A 16627-nucleotide genomic window follows, 5' to 3' on the forward strand; every position below is an offset into this window, starting at 1 on the left:
CCGGCATCGGAGACGCGGCCGGCATCGGAAACGCCGCCGGTAACGGGGACGCCGGCGGCGCCGGAGACGCGGCCAGCCGCGCCGGCTAGGCGGCCAGCAGGAACACGCCGCCGGAGCGCTGCGGGGATTGCGCGCGCTCGAGGCGGGCCTGGTCGAGCCGCAACACCGGAGCCGGGGCGCGATCGATCATCAGGTCGCGCCCCACATCGGCCACCAGGTCGGCCAGCTCGATCCCCAGCGAGTCGCACACCGCGGCCAGGATCTCCGAGCTCGGCTCTTTCCGGCCGCGCTCGACCTCCGACAGGTACTGCACCGAGACGTTGGCCTCGCTCGCGACCTCGGCCAGCGTCCGGCCCTGTTCCTGCCGACGGCGGCGCAGCACGTCACCGACCAGCGTGCGCAGCAGGGGCCGGGGCTTGGGTCGCCGCGAGATGTCCGCCATGAGCTGACCGTAATCAAGCTCCCGGTCTCGCGGTACCCGCCCGGCCCCGGTTCCGCCAGCAGCGTAGAAGAGGCCGGCTCACCCCAGCCGGGTCGCCACAATCCCTCCATCGATGTCGAGGGTGGTGCCGTGGATCATGGCGGCGGCGTCCGAAGCCAGAAACACCACCCCGTCCGCGATGTGCTGCGGGCGTACCACCACCCCGGCCGGCGTCCCCGCGGTCTGCTGGTCGAGCACCTCCCGGAACGCCTCGTTGCCCGGTGTCAGAGTGACGCCGGGGGCCACGGTATTGACCCGCACACCCCGGGGCCCGAACTCGGCCGCCCACGTGCGGGTCATCTGCTCCAGCGCGGCCTTCGTGGCCGTGTACATAGCGGCGAACGGCACACCCACCCGGGACATCCACGAGCCCACGTTGACGATCACCCCGAACCCTCGCGCAGCCATGGCGGGCGCGAGCGCTCCGACCAGCACGTGCGGCGCCCGCACGTTGACCGCCAGCATGGCGTCCAGGTCGTCGTCGGCCAGGGCGGCGGTCGCCGTGGCCGGGTAGATGCCGGCGTTGTTGACCAGGATGTCGACCCGGCCGCCGAGCCGGTCGGTCGCCTCGGCCGTGAAGTCGCGGATCTGCTGGTAGGTGCCGGCCAAGTCCACCGGCACGAAGTTGGCCGCCCCGGCGCGGTTGCCGCGGCCGCTGACGACGACCTGGGCGCCGGCTTTGGTGAGGGCGGCGGCGATCGCGGCGCCGATGCCGCTGGTGGATCCGGTGACGACGGCCGTGCGGCCGGCGAGGTTGTTGGTCATGCGTCCCAGTTCAGGGCCTCGGCGCCGGTGGTGCCAGGGCATGACATGACTACCCGGGCGGCGCCGCCACGACCGTACGGTGAAACCATGCCGCAAGATCGGGCCGCCCTGGCCGCCTTTCTGCGCTCGCGCCGCGACCGCCTCACCCCGGCCCAGGCCGGCCTCGAGCCGTTCCCGGGCCCTCGTCGCGTGCCGGGCCTACGCCGCGAGGAGCTGGCCGTGCTGGCCGGTCTGAGCCCGGACTACTACAGCCGGGTCGAGCAGGGGCGGCAGGCCAACGTGTCGGCCGAAGTGCTCGACGCGCTGGCCCGGGCGCTGCGCCTGGACGAGACCGAACGCGCCCACCTGCACGACCTGGCCGCACCCGCGCGGGCCCGCAAGGCCGGTGTGGCCGAGGCCCCGCAGCGCCCGGATCCGGGGCTGCTGCGGGTGATGACCATGCTCGACCATGTGCCGGTGCTGTTGCTCGGAGTGCGGTCCGAGGTGCTGGCCCGCAACGCCCTGCTGCCGGCCGTGCTCGGCCACCCGATGCCACGGGGTTTTGCCTTCGCCCGGTGGCTGCTGCTCGACCCGGCCGCCCGCGAGCGGATCGTCAACTGGGAGGTCTTCGCGCGCAACACGGTGGCCGGCATGCGGCGGGAGGCGGGCCGCCGGCCGCACGACCGCCGGCTACGGACCGCGGTCGACGAGATCCTGCGGGCCGACGCCGAGATCGCGCGCTGGTGGGAGGATCAGCTCGTCCGCGACCATGCCTCGGTCACCAAGCTGATCCGTCACCCGGTGGCCGGCGACCTGACCTTCGGCATCGAGGCGGTCACCGCGCCCTACGAGCCGGATCAGGTGCTGGTCGTCTACACGGTCGAACCCGGCTCCGAGACGGCCCGCCTGCTTCCGCTCCTGGCCTCATGGCACCGACAAGAGGACGGCTACCAGAGGGTGTAGCCGCCGTCGATGACCAGGATCTCGCCCGTGACGAACGTCGACGCGGCGCTGGCCAGGTACAGGGCCGACGGCGCGATCTCGGCCGACTGCGCGTACCGCTGCATCGGCACCTCGTCGATCCAGTAGTGCTTCCACCTGGGGTCGTCGATGTCCGAGATCTCGGTCTTGGTGTAGCCGGGCGCGATCGCATTGACGCGTACGCCGTGCGGCGCCCACTCCGCCGCCAGTGACCGGGTCAGGTGGTGCACGCCGGCCTTCGACACCGCGTACGGGGCGTGCCACTGCGGCCGGTTGATGATCATGCCGGACATCGAGCCCACGTTGACGATCGCCCCCGAGCGGCGGCCCACCATCTGCTCGCCGATCACCTGGCTGGCCTTCCACACCGCGTCCAGGTTGGTGGCCATCACCCGGTCCCAGCCCTCGTCGTCGATGGTCAGCGACTCGCCGTGGATGCCGACGCCGGCGTTGTTGATCAGCACGTCGATCGGGCCCAGCCGCTCGGTCACCGTGTCGCGCAGGTTCACCAGGTCGCTGCGGCTGGTCACGTCGGTGGTGACGGCGTGCGCGGCCGGCCCCGCCTTCGAGATCTCGGCGACGGCCTGCTCGTTGCGTTCGGCGTCGCGTGCCGCCACCACCACGGTCGCGCCCGCCTCGGCCAGCGCGGTGGCGATGGCCTTGCCGATGCCGCGGTTGCCGCCGGTGACGACGGCGACCTTGCCGTCGAGGCGAAACAGATCGAGCACGCTCATGCCGGTTCCCTTTCACTGATGATCTGCACGACGCGGTCGGCCAGCGGCCGGGTCGAGGCGATCAGTTCCGCGTTGCGCTGGTCGGAGCCGTGCGAGCGGGCGTACGCCTCGTCCTTGCTGCGCCCGAAGCGCATGTGCCGGGCGATCAGCCGCTCCATCCGGGTCTCCTCGCCCGGGTCGACGTACCAGACCTCGTCGATCAGGTCGGCCGTGGCCCGCCACCGGTCGTCGTCGACCAGCAGGTAGTTGCCCTCGGTGACGATCAGCGGCGTCTCCCGGCGCACCGGCACCGTGCAGGCGATCGACTCCTCGAGGCTACGGTCGAACTCGGCCGCGTACACGATTTCGTCGGTCTGCGGGCGCAGCCGGCGCAGCAGATTCTGATAGCCGGCCGCATCGAACGTGTCGGCCGCCCCCTTGCGGGCGTGCCGGCCCAGGCGGTGCAGTTCGGCGTTGGAGAGATGGAAGCTGTCCAGCCCGACCAGCACGGCCCGGTCGCCCAGGGCCTCGGTGATCTGCTGGGCGAGGGTCGACTTGCCGGCCCCGGGCGCCCCGGTGATGCCGAGGATGCGGCGCTGACCATCGGCGGCCAGCCGCTCGGCCGCCTCGATCAGTTCCGCCAGTCGGTAGCCGGTCACGCGAGGGCCTCCGGTTGCTTGGCTCCGGTCATCACGGCGACCGCCTCCTCCATGGTTGTGCTTCCCGGCTCGACCAGCGCGATGCGCCGCCCCAGCCGGTGGATGTGGATCCGGTCGGCGACCTCCCACACGTTGGGCATGTTGTGGCTGATCAGCACCACCGGCAGCCCGTTCTCGCGGACGCGTTCGATCAGCCGGAGGACCTGATTGGTTTCCCGTACGCCGAGAGCGGCGGTCGGCTCGTCCATGATCACGACGCTCGTGGCCCAGGCCGCCACGCGAGCCACCGCCACCGCCTGCCGCTGCCCGCCGGAGAGGGTGTCGACCTTCTGCCGGATCGACTGCACGCGGATGCCCAGATCGGCCATCTGCCGCGCCGAACCCTGGCGCATCGCCGCCTTGTCGAGCTTGCGGAACACCGTACCGAGAAGGCCTTTTCGACGTTGTTCGCGGCCGAGGTACAGGTTCTGGGTGATGTCGAGAGCGGGCGCCACGCCGAGTTCCTGATAGACGGTCTCGATGCCGGCCCGCCGCGCGTCCAGCGCACTGCGGAAGTGCACCGGCTCGCCCTTGAGCGTGATCTCGCCCGAGTCCGGGATGACGGCGCCGGTCAGCGCCTTGATCAGCGTCGACTTGCCGGCGCCGTTGTCCCCGATCACGGCCAGGATCTCGCCCGCCCGCAGGTCGAAGTCGCAGTTGTCGAGGGCCACGACGTGCCCGTAGTGCTTGGTCAGCCCTCGGGCCTGAAGTACGACGTCAGTGCTCATCGCGTCTGCCTCGTCCGCACGAAGTGGTCGACGGCGACGGCGATCACGACCAGGATGCCCGTCGCCACCTGCTGGTAGAGCGAGTCGATGCCGGCCTGGGTGAGCCCGTTGGCCAGCACGGTCACGATCAGCGCGCCGATCAGCGTGCCGACCACGCCGCCCCGGCCGCCGAACAGGCTGGTCCCGCCGATCACGACGGCGGTGATGCTGTCGAGGTTGGCCGTCGAGTAGCCGCTCGGATCGGCCGTCGGGGTGCGGCCGAGTGCCTGCCAGGCGGCGAACGCGTACACGACCGCGGCCGTCAGGTAGACGCTGAGCAGCACCCGCTTGACCTTGATGCCGGTCAGGGCGGCGGCGCGCGGGTTGTCGCCGACCGCGTAGACGCGCACACCCCAGGCGGTCTGCGTGAGCGCATAGCCGAGGATCGCCGTCAATCCGATCCACAGCATTACGCCGTACGTGATAGTGACCCCGCCGAATGTCGGACCCCCGTTCAATGCGGTGAGGAATTCCGAATTGATGGGGTACGACTGCGAATCGGTGTACAGCCGGGCCGCCGCGGTCAGCACCGAAAGCACGCCGAGCGTCACGATGAACGGCGGCAGAGAGAACTGCGACACGAGTACGCCGTTCAGCAGCCCGAGAACGAGGCAGACCGCCAGACCGGCCAGCAGGGCGCCGAACACGTTGCCGTCGGTGGCCAGGTTCCCGATCACCACCGAGGCCAGCACCATGATGGCGCCGTTCGACAGGTCGATGCCCGCGGTCAGGATGACCAGCGTCTGACCCAGCGCCAGCGTGCCGACCACCACCGACTGCTGGGCGATCAGCGACAGGTTGCCCGGGTTGAGGAACGAGTCGGTCGTCGCCGAGAAGATGACGACCGCCAGCACCAGCGCGGCCAGCGGGCCGGCGGTCTGGCTGGAGAGGGCCGTTCGCCAGGGACCGGCGCGGTCCTCCTTCTGCAGGAGGACCGCCTCGGTTTCGCGCGGGGGAGCGCTGGTCACTTCTCGCCCCAGCAGTTCTGCAGACCCCATTCCGACGTCTGCGACTCGAGGCCGTCGACCGGCTTGTCGGTGATCAGCGTCGTGCCCGAGTCGTTGAGCCCGGCCGTGGGCTTGGTGCCGTCGGCCAGGTACTTGTCGATGGCCTCGACCGCGAGCTGGCCCATCTTGCTCGGGAACTGCATCGCGGTGGCGCCGATGATGCCGTCCTTGACGTCCTGCACGCCGCTGCAGGCGCCGTCGACCGAGACCACGGTGGCCTTGTCGGCCAGGCCCTTGTTCTTGAGCGCGGTGTTGGCGCCGCGCGCCACCGGCTCGTTGATCGTGTAGACGACGTTGATGTCGGGGTGGGCCGAGAGGAGGTTTTCCATCGCGGACTGTCCCGTCTCGATGGTGCCCTTGGTGAGGGCCGTGCCGGCGATGCTCGGGTCGCCGTCCTTGATGCCGTAGCCCTCGAGGAAGCCGTTGTGGCGGCCGCCGGCCGGGCCGTCCGAGAGGTCGAAGTCGAGCATCGCGATGCGCGGGTTGGCCGGGGCCGAGGCCTTGGCCCACTGGCCGATCAGCTTGCCGGCCTCGGTGTTGTCGGTGGCGAAGGTGGCGTCGGCGCCCTCGATCGGGGTCAGCGTGGCGTTCACCGTGATCACCAGGATGCCTTGGTCGCGGGCCTTCTTGACCACGGGGTTGAGCGCGGTCGGGTTGGCCGGGTCGAGCACGATGGCCTTCACCTTGTTGGCGATCATGTTCTCGATCGCGGTCACCTGGGTGGCCGAGTCGCCGGGCACCTTGGCCTCGGCCTTCATCGTCTTCCAGCCCTTGGCCGTGGCGGCCGCCTCGGTCGCCTTCTGCAGCGTGCCGAAGAACGGGTTGGACAGGTTCAGCTCGACGATGCCGATGGTGACGTCGCTGTTGCCGCTGCCACCGCCGCTGCTGCTGTCGCTGTCGTCGGATCCGCAGGCGGTGGCGGTCAGAAATATGCCGGCCGCCAACCCGGCGGCGGCGACTCGGTTGATCCTCATGGGGCCCTCCTCTATGTGACCTGCAGCCGAAATAAGTCGGCGGTGTTACGGCTCATCGTGTTGGTGGTTACGTCGGCTGTCAACCATCAAAGTCGAAGTTATGTATTGTGGCCGACAAAAGTCGTGTGGTTGACTGTGGCCCATCACGCCACGGGGAGATTCATGAGCACCGTTCTCACGGCCGATGACGGACCAGGCTGGATCCTCGGCCTGATCACCGCCGGCACGGCCCGCACCCGCACCGCGATCGCCCAGGTCACCGGCCTGGCCCGATCCACCGTGGGCCAGCGGCTGGACACGCTGTTCGACGCCCAGCTCATCCGCGAGAGCACCGAGAGTCTGCCCTCACGCGGCCGCCCGTCCCGGGTGCTCGAGCTCAACCCCCGGGCCGGCGTGATCATCTCGGTCGACGTGGGGGAGGACCGCACCCGCATGGCGATCCTCGACCTGAACATGGCGATCATCGGCGACCGGGTCGAACGGCTGACCCTCGGCGACGGTCCCGAGGTGCTGCTCGACCGGATCACCGCGCTGGTCCGCGAGCTCATCGTGCAGCAGGGCCTGGAGCAGACGGCGGTGGCCGGCTTCGGGCTGGGTCTGCCGGCGCCGGTCGACTACGAGGCCGGACGGGTCATGGGCTGGTCGGTGATGTCGGGCTGGGAGGGCTACGACATCCGGCGCCACCTGCGGCGCAGCTGGCCGGTGCCGGTGCTCATCGACAACGACGTGAACCTGCTGACGCTGGCCGAGCACCGCCGGTTCTGGCCCACGGCCCGCCACCTGTTCTTCGTCAAGGCGGGCACCGGCGTGGGCAGCGGCATGGTGATCGACGGCGCGGTCAACCGGGGCGCCCAAGGCGCGGCGGGCGACATCGGGCACGCCCACGTGGCCGGCTTCGGCGACCCGCAGTGCCGGTGCGGCAACGTCGGCTGCCTGGAGTCGCTGGTCGGCGGCTGGGCGCTGGCCCGCGACCTGGGCGAGGGCCACGACGCCCGCGACATCGCCGAACGCCTGCGCCGAGGCGACTCGGCCGCGGTGGCCGCGCTGCGCAACGCCGGCCGCATCATGGGCGAGTCCGTCGCGTACGCGACAAGCCTGCTAAACCCCGACGTGATCGTCCTCGGCGGCCTGCTCGGCAGCACCGGCGACGACCTGATGGCCGGCGTCCGCCAGGTCGTCTACCAACGCTCGCTGCCGCTGGCCACCCGCCGCCTGCAAATAGTCCCGACCCGCTTCAAGTCCCGAGCCGGCATAGCCGGCGCCGGCCACCTGGTCCGCGACCACGTCCTGGCGCCGTCCACCCTGGACGCCCGCCTGACAGTAGGCAAGACACCCTTCGGAGATCAGTAGCGGTCAGGTGGGAAGACGTCGCCTCACCCGAGGCCGAACGTCGCTTCCTGCGCTACTACTGGGCCGCGTTCGCCGACTGGCGACCCGAGAAGTGGAACTTGATGCTCGCTGCCCGCATCGACGGCGTCATCGTCGGTGTGCAAGATGGGAGCGCAGCACTTCGCCGTGACCAGGACCGTCTCCACCGGTTCGTGGGTGGGCCGCCAGTTCCAGGGGGCCGGCTATGGCAAGGCTCTGTGTGAGGCGGTCCTGCACCTGGCCTTCGACGGGCTGCGCGCCGAGCGGGCCGACACCGCGGCCTGGATCACCAACCACGCCTCGCTGGGCGTCTCGCGGGCAATGGGCTATCAGGACAACGGCACCACGACCAGAGCCGCGGACGGAAAGCGCGTGGAACAGGTCAACCCGACGCTCCGGCGTTCCGACTGGCGCCGGTCGCCGGAGGATTGCACCATCGTGGGTCTCTCCTCCGGCGCATCGGAGATGCTGGGCCTGCCGTGGACGCCCGGTGTCGACCGTTAAGGGCTGACTCCCGGCACCTGGCGGCCGTCCTCCAGATAGCGCACCCGCTTGGTCTTCCAGCCGGCGCGTACCCGACGTCGGACGGGTCCGCTGAGCAGAGGCAGCGCCTCGTCGATCGGGAGGATCCGGCTTTCGGCGATCTCGAGCGGCTGGATGACCACGGTGGCCAGGACGTCGTCGTCGAAGACGCCGCAGTCGAAAAGGAAACGCATACCACCCGGACGACCAGGCTTGGGCCGGCGGAAGTCAACGCATATGAGCCGGCCCGTATTGACGTCGAGGCCGCACTCCTCTCGGGTTTCGCGTCGACATGCATCCCAGGGTGATTCGCCGACCTCGACAACACCGCCCGGGATCGTCCAGCCGCTCTTGTACGTCGGCTTCAGGATCAGTAAACGCCCCTTGCGGCCACGTACCAGCGCGCCGGCCGAGGCCGGGATGGTCGGGAGTGCGAACGTCATCTCGGGCAGCTCACCGGCGTTGACGTCGCTCATGGAAACCATGCTAGATCCGGCTGGTCGACGGTAAAGCCGCCACTCTCCGTCACATCGAAGAATCATGGTGTAGGCCCTTGTGTGATCTGTGATCACATCTTAACGTGAGTGAAACCTCTTCCTCCTCGGACGGACACGCTCATGTCTCAGACGCTCGACGACGCAGCACTGTCCCCGTTCCACAAACGCCTGGCGATCCTCTCCTCCGGGGGACCGTTCCTCGACGGCTACATCCTCAGCATCATCGGCGTCGCCATGATCCAGCTGACTCCCGAGCTCGGCCTCTCGGCTAACGAGCAGGGCCTGGTCAGCGCGGTGGCCCTGATCGGCATCTTCTTCGGCGCCTTCCTCGGTGGCTGGCTGACCGACAAGTTCGGCCGGCACCTGCTCTTCACCATCGATCTGGTCGCGCTGGTCGCGTGCTCGGTCGCGCAGGCCTTCGTCCACGACGTCTGGTGGCTCATCGGGTTGCGCCTGCTCATCGGCGTCGCGGTCGGGGCCGACTATCCGATCGCGACCTCGCTGCTGGCCGAGTTCACGCCGCGCCGCTGGCGGGGCAAGCTGCTGGGCGCGTACGTGTGCATGTGGTTCGTCGGCGCGGCGGCGGCCTACGTCGTGGGGCAGTTCCTGCTCACGTTCGACGGCGGCTGGCGCTGGATGCTGGCCAGCGCGGCCCTGCCCGGCCTGATCATCATCCTGCTCCGCCTGGGCACCCCCGAGTCGCCGCGCTGGCTGGCCAAGATGGGCCGCACCGACGAGGCCAACGAGGTGCTGGCCCAGGTCTACGGGCCCGGTGTCACGGTGGCCGACCTCGGCGAGGAACAGACTCAGAACGTCGGCGTGGCCGCGATGCTGCGCTCCGGCTACGGCAAGCGGATGGCCTTCATAACCCTGTTCTGGACGTTCTCGATCATCCCGCTGTTCGCCGTGTACGCGTTCGGCCCGGCCATCCTCGAGGCGCTCAACCTGGGCGGGGACCTGGCCCACATCGGGTCGGCCGTCATCACGATCCTGTTCCTGGTCGGCTGTGTCGTGGCCGTGTTCCTGGTCGACCGGATCGGCCGCCGCAAGCTGATCCTGCACAGCTTCGGCTGGAGCGCCGTGGCGCTGATCGGCCTCGGCCTGGCCACCGGCGCGAGCCCCTGGCTGATCATGGCGCTGTTCGCGGCGTACGCGGTCCTCATCGGAGGCACCCAGATCATGCAGTGGGTCTATCCGAACGAGCTGTTCCCGACCGAGATCCGCGGCTCGGCCGTCGGGTTGGCGTCCTCGCTGAGCCGGATCGGCGCGGCGGTCGGCACGTACCTGGTTCCGCTGGCCCTGACCGGCCTCGGCATCGGCACCACGATGCTGATCGGCGGCGCCGTCACCCTGGCCGGGCTGCTCGTCTCGCTGGCCTGGGCGCCCGAGACGCGCGGCCTCACGCTCGCCGAGAGCGCCGCCCTGCCTGCGCGCGCGACCGCCGTACGGAAAAGCCCGCAATTGTCGATGGTGAAGGGAAAGCACTCATGAAGGACGTCATCGTCGTCGGCGGTGGACTGGCCGGGCTGGCGGCCGGCTGGCGGCTGCGGCATCAGGACCTCGTACTGCTGGAATCGAGTCATCGGATCGGCGGGCGCATCCGGTCCGAGCGACGCGGGAAGTACTGGCTGAACTGGGGCGGGCACGTCTTCGCCGGGCCCGGTTCGTCGACCGACGCGCTGCTCACCGAGTCGGGCACGGCCGCCGTGCCGGTGCCGGGCTTCCTGGCCGGGCTGTCGATGAACGGCAAGCTGCTGCTCAACGGCCGCATCGAGAGCTACCCGTTCCGCGTGCCGATGTCCCTGTCGTCGCGGGTGGCCCTGGTCAAGACCGGGCTCAAGGTGGGGCGGCAGGTTCTGCGGTACGCGAACATCGTGCGCCAGCGGCCCGGCGAGCACCCCGACGCCCGGCAGCAGCGGATCTACGACTTCGAGAACGAGCGCAGCTTCCGCGACTTCGTGGGCGACCTGCCCGAGGACGCCGAGGCGCTGTTCCGCCCGACCGTCACCCGCTCGGCGGCCGACCCGCACGAGCTCTCGGCCGGGGCCGGCATCGGCTACTTCAGCCTGGTCTGGAACATCGGCCAGGGGCTGAGCCGGGGCATCGTCGGTGGCCCGTCCACGCTGACGGAAGGCATCGCCGCCGCGCTGGGCGACCGCGTGCAGCTGGGCGCCGAGGTGGCCGAGATCGTCCACAAGCGGGACTCGGTCGTCGTCCGCTACCGCCGGGACGGCGTGGACCACGAGGTCGAGGGGCGGTACGTGGTGCTGGCCACGCCGGCCACGGTCGCGCACCGGGTCGCCGTCGACCTGCCGGCCGACATCCGCGAGGCGCTAGGCAAGATCGTGTACGGCCCGTACGTCAGCGCGGCCTTCCTGACCGACGAGAACTCGGCCCGGCCGTGGGACAAGGCGTACGCGATCGCCACGCCGAAGCGGTCGTTCAACGTCGTGCTGAACCAGGCCAGCCTCGTACGCGGAAGTGAGAGCACGCGGCAGCCGGGCGGCAGCATCATGACGTTCTCGCCGGCCAGCCTGGCCCGCACGCTGCTGGCCAAGTCCGACAAGGAAATCCTCGACATCTACACCCGCGACCTCGACCAGGTGCTCGGCCGCGGCTTCTCCGTGGCCGAGGCGCACGTCCAGCGCTGGGAAACCGGCGCCCCCTACTGCTTCCCCGGGCGCGGCGCGCTGCAGCCGGCCCTGAGGCGCCGCGGCAGCCGTGTGCTGCTGGCCGGCGACTACCTCGGAACCCTCTACACCGAAACCGCCATCCACACCGGGTTCTCCGCCGCCGACGAGGTCGCGAGCCACCTGGCCACCGCCAAGGAGACAGCACGATGACCCTGCACGGAATCCTGACCGCGCTCGCCACGCCCTTCGCGGCGGACGGCGGCATCGACGAGGCCCGGCTGCGGGCCCTGGTCGACCGCTCGGTCGACGGCGGAGTGCACGGCGTCGTGGTGTGCGGCTCGACCGGCGAGTTCAGCGCGCTGAGCGGCGACGAGCGTCGCTTCGCGGTCGAGGTCGTGGTCGATCAGGCGGCGGGCCGGGTGCCGGTGGTCGCGCAGACCGGCGCCACGAGTACGGCCGAGGCCATCCGCCTGTCGCGGCACGCCCAGTCGGCCGGCGCCGACGTGGTGATGGTGGTGGCGCCGTACTACGAGCCGCTGTCGGTGGACGGGACGCTGACCTACCTGCGGGCGGTCGCCGGCTCGGTCGATCTGCCGGTGATGCTCTACAACCTGCCGGTGGCCACCGGCGTCGACCTCGACCCCGACGTGGTGGGCGCGCTGGCCCGCGAGGTCGAGAACATCCGCTACATCAAGAACACGACGGTCGACATGGCTCAGTCGGCGCGGCTCATCCACAACCACGGCGATGTGATCTCCACGTTCGTCGGGTGGGACAGCCTGCTCTTGGCGGCCCTCGTCGAAGGTGCGGCCGGGGTCATGGCGGGCACGGCCAACGTCGTACCGGCGCAATTGGTTGCCGTTCATGACGCCGTCGCCTCGGGCGACCTCGGCCTGGCCCGGAAGTTGTGGTCCGAGATCTACCCGCTCATCGACCGGATCATGGCCCAGCCGTTCGTACCCGCGGTGAAGGCGGAACTGGCGGCCGTGGGCTTCCCCGTCGGCATACCCCGCCCGTAGCCATGCTGCTGGCTCTGGAACTCGTCGGCCTCTTCGCCTTCTCGGTGTCCGGGGCGCTGATGGCGATCCGCAAGGGCTTCGACGTGATCGGGATCGTGCTGCTGGCCGGCATCACCGCGCTCGGCGGGGGAGTGGCCCGGGACGTGATCATCGGGGCCACCCCGCCGGTCGCGTTCACCGATCTCGGCTACTTCCTGATGCCGGTCGCGGCGGCGGTCGTCACGTTCTTCGCGCATCCGGCGCTGGAACGGCTGACGACCGCCGTCCTGGTCTTCGACGCGGCCGGCCTCGGTGTCTTCTGCGTGACCGGAACCCTCAAATCATTGGCGTACGGGTTGAGCCCCCTGCCGGCAGCGGTGCTCGGCGTCGTCACCGGCGTCGGCGGTGGCGTGCTGCGCGACATGATCGCCCGCGAGACCCCGGCCCTGGTGCGCCCGGACGCCGAGCTGTACGCGGTGCCCGCCATAGCCGGCACGATCGCGGTCGCCTGCCAGCCCCGCCTGGCCGTGCCGGCCGCCGTCGTCATCGTCGCGTTCCGCCTGGTCGCGCTGGCCCGCCGCTGGCACGCCCCCACCGCTTTTATACTCGCCAAGTGCCCATCTCGAAGCGCGCCGAACCCGCCCTGCTGACCGACCAGGTCTACAGCGCGCTCCACGAGGCCATCATGAACGGCGACCTGCCGGCCGGCACCCGGCTGCGCATCCGCGACCTGGCCGCCCAGGTGGGAACGAGCGTGATGCCCGTACGCGAAGCCATCCGCCGCCTGGAGGAGGCCGGGCTGGCCGAGAGCGTCCCCCACAAGGGCGCGGTGGTCAAAGGCCTGACCCTGGCCGAACTGGTCCACGTGTACGACGTACGGCGCCTGCTGGAAGTCGAAGCCGCCCGCCTGGGCAGCCAGCACATCACCGCGGCGGACGTGGCCGCCATGCAGACCGAACTCGAGCTGATGCGCACCGCCATCACCGAGCATCGAGTGGTCGCCTACCTCGACCACGACGAGGCCCTGCTGACCATCCTGTACCGAGCCGCCGGCAACCCGGTGCTGGTCGAAACCATCCAGACCCTCTGGTCGCATTGCCGGGCCTACAAAATAGTCGGAGCCCAAGCCGCCCTGGACGGCCCCGCCGACGATTCTTTGTGGCGCTACCAGCACCAACTGGTCGAAGCAGCCCGAGCCCACGACGGCGACACCGCAGCCGCCGTCAACACCGACAGCCTGAACGATGCCACCGCCCGCATAAAGGCGCAGCTGGCCGCCCAGGACTCGAGCGCCGCCTGACCGCCTGGGACGTTGTGGGTCAGCCGCACAGCACGCCGGTTTCCTTCTCGTATTGCTCGAGCGCGGCGAAGGCGGGTAGCAGCGCGGGCATCATCGCCGTGAACAGGTTGGCCGTCACGTTGCCGGAGTCGTCCAGAACAGGCGCGACGGCCGGCGTCCAGTCCGCATCGAAATAGATGACGCCCTGGATCACGGTTCGATATCCGGCGTCCAGCCACTCCGGGCACTCCGGCAGACGCGGCGCGGCGGCCCGGATGCGCTCGTAGTCCGTCCTGGTCAGCGCCGGGATGAACAGCACCAGCCGGTGCGGGGGTAGTAGCCGGAACGACTCGGCCAGCTCCCACATCGTTCCCGCACTGGTGCCCAGGGTCAACACGGTCAGCCGGGACTTCCGGATCAACTCGCTTACCGGCCCCTGCCAGCCCGCGAGCGGCAGATACATGCGTGCCGCGCCGACATAGGGCAGCCGCTCACCCGGTGCGCCGACCGCCACCAACGGCCCGACCGGCCGCAGGATCTCGGCCACGTGCTCCTCCGCCGAGCGTCCGGACACCAGGAAACCGACCGCTGCACCACCCGACAGGCCGGGTAGCGGAACCTCATGCAGGGCCGTCTGCCGCTCGTCCTCCTCGAAGGAGCGCAGGTACAGCACATAGGAACCGGCCTCGAGCTGCCGATGGTCGGGAACGAGGCGGGACCGGTGCCGCCTTGCCCGCAGAAACACCCGGCGGCCGCGCGTGAACACGGCACCGCCGGCGACGATCGTGCACAGCGTGAGGAACGTCTGCCACCACGCGAGGTCGCCCGGTCTCATCATCAGGACCAGTCCGCCGATCGTCAGGGTCAGCCCGGCCAGGCAACACAACCAGGCCGCGATCCACAGCAGCGATCCCCGCCAGACGTCGCCGCGGATCGGCCGCGACAAGAGCTCCCGCGCTTGCCGGTTGCGGGCGAGCTTCAACGTCTTGCCGCCGTACAAGATGCCGAAGAACCCGGTGACACCGATGAGAAAGCCGTTCGGCTCCACCCAGTCCGGGGTGATGTCCGGCCGCTGCAACACCAACGTGGGAACGGCCGTGAGGCCCAGCCCGATCAATATGATCAGGTAGCCGAGCAGCCGCAGCCCCGTCTGCGGCGGCCGGGTCAGGCCTCCGGCGCCGGTCGCGGGTCCCTGGGCCGGATCACGGAACTCCCAGTGGCCGCTCCAGCTCAGCCGTTGGCCCCGCTGCGGCAGCCACAGCGCCACCCCGAAGATCAGCGTGGACAGCGGAACCACGTACCGCCACCACCTGTCCCACCACTGCGGGTAGCGGTTGGCCGTCAGCACCACCATGGCCGTGACGACCCCGGCCAGCAGCAACGGGAACACGGTGCGGAACAGCATCCCCACGATCTGCTGGCGCATTCGCCGTTCGCTCAGCCCGGACAACGCGAGCATCGCCACCGCCGAGACAAGCACGAACCGTAGTACCGATTCGGGCGAGAGATCCATGCCCATCATTGTGCTGGATCCGCGGCGGACCGGAGTCGTACCGGCGCCCCGCGACGTGGCGGACCCGTCCAGGGTCCACCGATCGGCTATCGGGCGACGGCCTGTTCCTCGCTGGAAGGTGGCCGTCAGCTCGACATCCGATATCGGGTAAATCCGGTTTGTCTTCCTGTACGGCGCCATGAAGCAGCGAGAGGAAACATGATGAACAAGCTCACCCACGCCCTTACCCTGGGCGGGTTCGGCGTTCTCACCGCGTTGACCGTCGGCATGGGTCCGGCTCAGGCCGCCCCGGCCGGGCCGGTCGGGCCGGCGACTCCGGACAGGAAGATCGCGGCCAGCCACAACATGTGGCGGGGCGAAAGCCAGATCGTCGGCTTCTACCGCTCGCTGCGGGCCTGCCAGCTGGCCGGCATGTACGGCGAGCGGAGCGGCGCCTGGGACGACTACGACTGCACCGTCGTTCGCGTCGGCCCGCGGCGGGGCGCCTGGGCCCTCGAGGTCGTCGACTACGACAACTGGGGCTCGTTCGGGTTCGGCCGGCCGTTCCAGGTCGTCCGCGGCTTCCCGGCTCAGTTCCGTCCGGTCTGGGCGGGTCAGCTCCGGCCGGTTCGTCCGGGACAGTTCCGGCACTTCCGTCCGGGCTCGCACCGGAACGATTGGATGCGGGACCGGGACCGTCGCCACGGTGGCTTCGACCGCAACGACGGTCGCGGTGGCCGGGACAACGACGGCCGCAACAATCAGGGCCACAACCCCCGCAACAATCAGGGCGGCAGCACGCGAGGCGACCAGAACGGCAGCACGCGCGGTGACCAGAACGGCAGCACCCGCGGTGACCGGGGTGGCAGCACCCGTGGGGATCAGGGCGGCAGCACGCGCGGTGACCAGGGCGGCAGCACCCGTGGGGACCAGGGCGGCAGCACGCGCGGTGACCAGGGCGGCAGCACCCGCGGTGACCAGGGCGGCAGCACCCGTGGGGACCAGGGCGGCAGCACGCGAGGTGACCAGGGGAGTGGCACTCGCGGTGACCAGGGCGGCAGCACGCGAGGTGACCAGGGGAGTGGCACCCGTGGGGACCAGGGCGGCAGCACGCGGGGTGACCAGGGCGGCAGCACGCGGGGTGACCAGGGCGGCAGCACCCGTGGCGACCAGGGTGGCAGCACGCGCGGCGACCGGCGCTGACTCCGCGAGCACGACATCGGGCGCGCCGGCACCTGAGTCGTTCGGGGCACGATCAGACGCCTCTGAGCAACACGAAGAGGATCCATTTATCGCGCTAGCACATCCGCGGCCGTCAGGCGATCATCTCGCCTGGTGGCCGCGGCTTTCTACCCGTGCCGGGATGCGGTACTTGCGGGATTGATCGAGCCGAGGTTACCGCGCGGCAGAACGCGCGGCCATCCGCTGGTCCACCGGGCCACCGCGCCGATGTAAGCGAGGGCAGAACGCGCC

General features: G+C 70.2%; 18 protein-coding genes. 9 read left to right on the forward strand and 9 right to left on the reverse strand.

Going from position 1 to position 16627, the window contains the following annotated elements:
- Nucleotides 1-85 precede the first annotated feature (85 nt).
- Complete coding sequence (locus OWR29_RS03025) at nt 86-442, reverse strand: helix-turn-helix domain-containing protein (protein WP_267560747.1); 357 nt, start codon at nt 440-442, stop codon at nt 86-88.
- A 78-nt stretch (nt 443-520) separates the two neighbouring features.
- A complete protein-coding gene (locus OWR29_RS03030) occupies nt 521-1246 on the reverse strand; it encodes an SDR family NAD(P)-dependent oxidoreductase (protein WP_267560748.1) in 726 nt (241 codons plus the stop codon).
- A gap of 87 nt (nt 1247-1333) precedes the next feature.
- Between OWR29_RS03030 and OWR29_RS03035 the strand changes: the two genes are divergently transcribed.
- Nucleotides 1334-2188: a helix-turn-helix transcriptional regulator gene (locus OWR29_RS03035; protein WP_267560749.1), complete on the forward strand. Its 855-nt coding sequence runs from the start codon at nt 1334-1336 to the stop codon at nt 2186-2188.
- Here OWR29_RS03035 and OWR29_RS03040 read toward each other — a convergent pair.
- Genes OWR29_RS03040 through OWR29_RS03060 form a run of 5 tightly spaced genes read right to left on the reverse strand, consistent with a single transcriptional unit; the run spans nt 2173 to nt 6365 of the window.
- Entirely contained in the window at nt 2173-2940 is a 768-nt protein-coding gene (locus tag OWR29_RS03040; RefSeq protein ID WP_267560750.1) for an SDR family NAD(P)-dependent oxidoreductase, read from the reverse strand. The genes OWR29_RS03035 and OWR29_RS03040 overlap by 16 nt on opposite strands.
- Nucleotides 2937-3578, reverse strand: a complete 642-nt coding sequence (locus OWR29_RS03045) for a nucleoside/nucleotide kinase family protein (protein WP_267560752.1) — start codon at nt 3576-3578, stop codon at nt 2937-2939. The genes OWR29_RS03040 and OWR29_RS03045 overlap by 4 nt, the downstream gene beginning before the upstream one ends.
- On the reverse strand, nt 3575-4345 hold the full coding sequence (locus tag OWR29_RS03050; RefSeq protein WP_267560754.1) for an ATP-binding cassette domain-containing protein: 771 nt from the start codon (nt 4343-4345) through the stop codon (nt 3575-3577). Before OWR29_RS03050 ends, OWR29_RS03045 begins: the two co-directional genes overlap by 4 nt.
- Nucleotides 4342-5352 carry an ABC transporter permease gene (locus OWR29_RS03055; protein ID WP_267560755.1) on the reverse strand — a complete coding sequence of 337 codons (1011 nt, stop codon included), beginning with the start codon at nt 5350-5352 and terminating at the stop codon, nt 4342-4344. Before OWR29_RS03055 ends, OWR29_RS03050 begins: the two co-directional genes overlap by 4 nt.
- On the reverse strand, nt 5349-6365 hold the full coding sequence (locus OWR29_RS03060; protein WP_267560756.1) for a substrate-binding domain-containing protein: 1017 nt from the start codon (nt 6363-6365) through the stop codon (nt 5349-5351). Before OWR29_RS03060 ends, OWR29_RS03055 begins: the two co-directional genes overlap by 4 nt.
- A gap of 162 nt (nt 6366-6527) precedes the next feature.
- On the opposite strand from OWR29_RS03060, the gene OWR29_RS03065 reads away from it, so the two are divergent.
- Nucleotides 6528-7715 carry an ROK family transcriptional regulator gene (locus tag OWR29_RS03065; RefSeq protein WP_267560757.1) on the forward strand — a complete coding sequence of 396 codons (1188 nt, stop codon included), beginning with the start codon at nt 6528-6530 and terminating at the stop codon, nt 7713-7715.
- Between the two features lie 144 nt (nt 7716-7859).
- Nucleotides 7860-8237, forward strand: a complete 378-nt coding sequence (locus tag OWR29_RS03070; protein WP_267560758.1) for a GNAT family N-acetyltransferase — start codon at nt 7860-7862, stop codon at nt 8235-8237.
- Here OWR29_RS03070 and OWR29_RS03075 read toward each other — a convergent pair.
- A complete protein-coding gene (locus OWR29_RS03075; protein ID WP_267560759.1) occupies nt 8234-8731 on the reverse strand; it encodes an NUDIX domain-containing protein in 498 nt (165 codons plus the stop codon). The two genes, OWR29_RS03070 and OWR29_RS03075, sit on opposite strands and share 4 nt — an antisense overlap.
- A 141-nt stretch (nt 8732-8872) precedes the next feature.
- Between OWR29_RS03075 and OWR29_RS03080 the strand changes: the two genes are divergently transcribed.
- The 5 genes from OWR29_RS03080 to OWR29_RS03100 are packed head-to-tail and all read left to right on the forward strand — an operon-like array spanning nt 8873 to nt 13683.
- Nucleotides 8873-10243 carry an MFS transporter gene (locus OWR29_RS03080; RefSeq protein ID WP_267560760.1) on the forward strand — a complete coding sequence of 457 codons (1371 nt, stop codon included), beginning with the start codon at nt 8873-8875 and terminating at the stop codon, nt 10241-10243.
- Nucleotides 10240-11595, forward strand: a complete 1356-nt coding sequence (locus OWR29_RS03085; RefSeq protein WP_267560761.1) for a flavin monoamine oxidase family protein — start codon at nt 10240-10242, stop codon at nt 11593-11595. The genes OWR29_RS03080 and OWR29_RS03085 overlap by 4 nt, the downstream gene beginning before the upstream one ends.
- Nucleotides 11592-12404 carry a dihydrodipicolinate synthase family protein gene (locus OWR29_RS03090; RefSeq protein WP_267560762.1) on the forward strand — a complete coding sequence of 271 codons (813 nt, stop codon included), beginning with the start codon at nt 11592-11594 and terminating at the stop codon, nt 12402-12404. The genes OWR29_RS03085 and OWR29_RS03090 overlap by 4 nt, the downstream gene beginning before the upstream one ends.
- A gap of 2 nt (nt 12405-12406) precedes the next feature.
- The gene (locus OWR29_RS03095; RefSeq protein ID WP_267560763.1) at nt 12407-13033 is read left to right on the forward strand and encodes a trimeric intracellular cation channel family protein; all 627 of its coding nucleotides are present in this window, start codon (nt 12407-12409) and stop codon (nt 13031-13033) included.
- Complete coding sequence (locus OWR29_RS03100) at nt 12997-13683, forward strand: GntR family transcriptional regulator (protein WP_267560764.1); 687 nt, start codon at nt 12997-12999, stop codon at nt 13681-13683. Before OWR29_RS03095 ends, OWR29_RS03100 begins: the two co-directional genes overlap by 37 nt.
- Before the next feature lie 19 nt (nt 13684-13702).
- On the opposite strand, the gene OWR29_RS03105 is transcribed toward OWR29_RS03100, so the two are convergent.
- A complete protein-coding gene (locus tag OWR29_RS03105) occupies nt 13703-15175 on the reverse strand; it encodes a hypothetical protein (RefSeq protein WP_267560765.1) in 1473 nt (490 codons plus the stop codon).
- Nucleotides 15176-15373: 198 nt separating this feature from the next.
- Here OWR29_RS03105 and OWR29_RS03110 point away from each other — a divergent pair, with 198 nt between their 5' ends.
- Nucleotides 15374-16357 (forward strand): hypothetical protein, encoded by a 984-nt coding sequence (locus OWR29_RS03110; RefSeq protein ID WP_267560766.1) that lies wholly within the window; start codon nt 15374-15376, stop codon nt 16355-16357.
- Nucleotides 16358-16627: the final 270 nt, after the last annotated feature.

The organism is Paractinoplanes pyxinae (assembly GCF_026626335.1).
Taxonomy (GTDB): Bacteria; Actinomycetota; Actinomycetes; order Mycobacteriales; family Micromonosporaceae; genus Actinoplanes; species Actinoplanes pyxinae.